Source organism: Streptomyces sp. NPDC000075, assembly GCF_040301925.1.
Taxonomy (GTDB): Bacteria; Actinomycetota; Actinomycetes; order Streptomycetales; family Streptomycetaceae; genus Streptomyces; species Streptomyces polychromogenes.
Map to the genome: position 1 here is coordinate 1 of NZ_JBEPFL010000080.1, position 3,299 is coordinate 3,299.

Genomic DNA, 3,299 nt, shown 5'->3' on the forward strand with positions numbered 1-3,299 from the left:
CAAGGAACGGACGCTTCCTTTGTACTCACCCTCTCGGGCTTTCCTCCGGGCTTTCGTTCTGTTCAGAGTCTATCAGATCTTTTCGGACCCGATTTTCTCTGCGCTTTCCAGGTTCTTCGCTTTCGCGCTTTCCCTTTCCGGCGGTTCCGACTCTATCAGAAGTTTTCCACCGGATTTCCCGGCTTCAGTTCCTGATTCAGAGCTGGATGTGCCCCAGCGAAATGCAATTTCTTGGATTCTTGGGGGCGAAGAAGACTTTAAACCATCGCTGCCGAACTTGTCCAGTTCGAGGCAACCGTTCGAATCTACCTCCACGCTCCGGATGTGTCAACACCCTTCGCGAGACGACCTGGAGACTAGCAGTTGAACCGGCTTGTACGCACATCACGCCGCCGTCGGCAGCGTCGCCGTCCGGTCCGCCTCCTCCACGTCGCCCACCTCGCCGGCCTGCGCGGCGCGGCCGCCCAGGACGAACACGTACGTGAGGAACGCGGCCTCGGCGGCGACGCCGATGGAGATCCGGGCCCAGGTGGGCAGGCCCGACGGGGTCACGAAGCCCTCCAGCAGGCCGGAGACGAAGAGGACCACGGCCAGGCCGATGGCCATGCCGAGTGCGGCGCGGCCCTGTTCCGCCAGGGCCGCGCGGCGGGTGCGGGGGCCGGGGTCGACGACCGTCCAGCCCAGGCGCAGGCCCGTGCCCGCGGCGACGAACACCGCCGTCAGTTCGAGGAGGCCGTGCGGGAGGATCAGGCCGAGGAAGACGTCGAGGCGGCCCGCCGAGGCCATCAGGCCCAGGCCCACCCCCAGGTTGGCCATGTTGAGGAAGAGGATCCACAGGACCGGCAGGCCCAGGAAGGCCCCCAGGACCAGGCAGACGGCGGCCGCCTGCGCGTTGTTCGTCCAGACCTTCGCGGCGAAGGAGGCCGCCGGGTGGCTGGAGTAGTAGGTCTCGTACTCGCCGCCCGGGCGGGTCAGCTCCTTGAGGTGTTCGGGGGCGGCGACGGCGCCCTGGACCTCGGGGTGGGTGGCTATCCACCAGCCGATGAGCACGCCGAGGGCCGTGGAGAGCAGCGCCGTGGGTATCCACCAGCGGCGGCTGCGGTAGACGGCCGCCGGGAAACCGGCGGTGAAGAAGCGGGCGGCGTCGCGCCAGCTCGCGCGGCGGGTGCCGGTGACGGTGGAGCGGGCGCGGGCCACGAGCTGGGTGAGGCGCCCCGTGAGCTGCGGGTCGGGGGCGCTCGACTGGATCAGGGAGAGGTGGGTGGCGGTGCGCTGGTAGAGCGCGACGAGTTCGTCGGCCTCGTCCCCGGTGAGCCGGCGGCCACGGCCGAGGAGCTGTTCCAGGCGGTCCCACTGCGCCTGGTGGGCGGCTACGAAGACGTCGAGATCCATCCGGTTGTCGCTCCCCTGCCCCTGGCCCGCCCGATACGGCTGCTGCTCCTCCGGCCAGCTTGGCAGACTGGGGTACACAGGGGCGGGTCAGGTCGGTGAAAGGTGCATCCGGTGAGCGGTCTGGTGACGGGGGACGCGGTCGTCCTGGGGCTGCGGCCGGCGCGGCTGCCGAGCCGGGCGCTGGCGGTGCTCCTCGACATGATCGTGTACTTCACCGCCTACGTGCTGGTGTTCTTCGCCCTGGTACTCGCGACTTCCGGGCTGGACGAGGCCGCGCAGGCGGCCGTGGCGGTGGCGACTCTGCTGCTGGTGCTGGTCGGGGTGCCCATCGCGGTGGAGACGCTGAGCCACGGGCGTTCGCTGGGGAAGCTGGCGTGCGGGCTGCGGGTGGTGCGGGAGGACGGCGGGCCGATCCGGTTCCGGCACGCGCTGGTGCGCGGGGCCATGGGGGTCGTGGAGCTGCTGATGACCTTCGGGACGGTGGCCTGCATCGCGTCGCTGGTGTCGGGGCGGGGGCGGCGGATCGGGGACGTGTTCGCGGGGACGCTGGTCATCCGGGAGCGGGTGCCGGGGGCGCGGGTGATGCCCGTACCGCCTCCGCCGCCGTGGCTGGCGGGACGGTTCTCGGCGCTGGACCTGTCGGCGGTGCCGGACGGGCTGTGGCTGGCGATCCGGCAGTACCTGACGCGGATGCACCAGCTGGACCCGCACACGGGTGCGGCGATGGCGGCGCGGCTCGCGGACGACGTGGTGACCCGTACGGGGGCGCCCGCGCCGGCCGGGGTGCCGGCGGCGGCGTTCCTGATGGCCGTGGTGCACGAGCGGCAGTCGCGGGACGCCGCCCGGGCCTTCGCGCCCGGACCCGCCACCGCGCCCGGGCCGTCGCCCGTCGGGTACGGGGCGATGCCGGTGGCGCCTGCCCCGGCCGCGCCGGTCCCGCCGGTGGTCCCGCCGGTGGTCCCGCCGGTGGCGGCTCCCGTCGAGCCCGCCCCGCGCGCCACCGGGTTCGCTCCGCCCGGCTAGTGCTGCAGTCCGTCCAGTCCGTCTAGTCCGCGAAGTCGTCGAAGCCGTCGCCGTCCGCGTCGTCCTCGCCGTCCGTGAAGGAGGACGGCGGGGTTTCCAGGTGTTCGAGTTCGATGCCGGGGGCCGAGAGGACCACGTCGCCGGCGATGTGGACGGTGTGGACCTCGCCCGTGTCGAGGGCGGTCACCCGGTACTCGTCCACGACGAGCGGGCCGCTGTCGGTGGGGTGCTCGGCGCGCGAGACCAGGGCCCAGGCCTGGTCGACGGTGCGGGGCGCGAGGACCGGGTCGGTGAGGGCGACGAGCCGGATCCGGGTCGCGGGGGCGCCGGGGGTCAGGCGCAGCAGGCGGGCCGTGGCGATGAGGAAGGCCGGGGAGGTTCCGGTGAAGCCGGGGGCGGCGACGTTGCCCTCGGTGGCCTCGGCGCCGGCGGGGTCGGTGCGGACCCAGGTGACCCCGTCGATGGCGGCTCCGCGCACCTGCCAGCCGGCGGCGTTGAGTTCGAGGCGGATGGGGCGGCCCAGCGCGTCGACGGCCAGGTCGACGGAGCCCCGGTGGTCGCCGCCGGGGGTGGTGGTCTGGGCGACGTACCGCCAGCCCGAGGGGCCGGGGGCGCAGTGGAAGTGCTCCTCGCCGAGCGGGGTGTGGTCGTGCGGGTCGTGGAGCGAGTAGCGGCCGCGGGGCATGGGCTGTGGTCCTTGGCTGGCGTACGGGGTGCGGATGGGGCAGGCCCCCCGGCACGGGGTGCCGGGGGGCCTGCCTGGGTGTGCGCGATCCGCCGGGGCGGGGATCAGTAGCGGTAGTGGTCGGGCTTGTACGGGCCCTCGACCTTGACGCCGATGTACTCCGCCTGCTCCGGACGCAGCGTCGTCAGCTTCACGCCCA

The 3,299-nt window shown here is 72.7% G+C and carries 4 protein-coding genes; 1 reads left to right on the top strand and 3 read right to left on the bottom strand.

Annotated elements, in window-relative coordinates; genetic code table 11:
* Window positions 1-384: 384 nt before the first annotated feature.
* Entirely contained in the window at window positions 385-1,392 is a 1,008-nt protein-coding gene (locus tag ABT403_RS38915) for a stage II sporulation protein M (protein WP_344151440.1), read from the bottom strand.
* Between the two features lie 111 nt (window positions 1,393-1,503).
* On the opposite strand from ABT403_RS38915, the gene ABT403_RS38920 reads away from it, so the two are divergent.
* Window positions 1,504-2,415 carry an RDD family protein gene (locus tag ABT403_RS38920; protein ID WP_344151437.1) on the top strand — a complete coding sequence of 304 codons (912 nt, stop codon included), beginning with the start codon at window positions 1,504-1,506 and terminating at the stop codon, window positions 2,413-2,415.
* Window positions 2,416-2,437: 22 nt separating this feature from the next.
* Here the strand turns inward: ABT403_RS38920 and ABT403_RS38925 are convergent, their stop codons facing one another.
* Window positions 2,438-3,100 (bottom strand): hypothetical protein, encoded by a 663-nt coding sequence (locus ABT403_RS38925; protein WP_344151434.1) that lies wholly within the window; start codon window positions 3,098-3,100, stop codon window positions 2,438-2,440.
* Window positions 3,101-3,204: 104 nt separating this feature from the next.
* On the bottom strand, window positions 3,205-3,299 hold a 95-nt coding region (locus ABT403_RS38930), incomplete at its 5' end, for an adenosylhomocysteinase (RefSeq protein ID WP_351650166.1).

Coding starts and splice junctions, on each gene's coding strand:
- ABT403_RS38915 (WP_344151440.1), bottom strand. CDS start 1,392: ATGGATCTCGACGTCTTCGTAGCCGCCCACCAGGCGCAGTGGGACCGC.
- ABT403_RS38925 (WP_344151434.1), bottom strand. CDS start 3,100: ATGCCCCGCGGCCGCTACTCGCTCCACGACCCGCACGACCACACCCCG.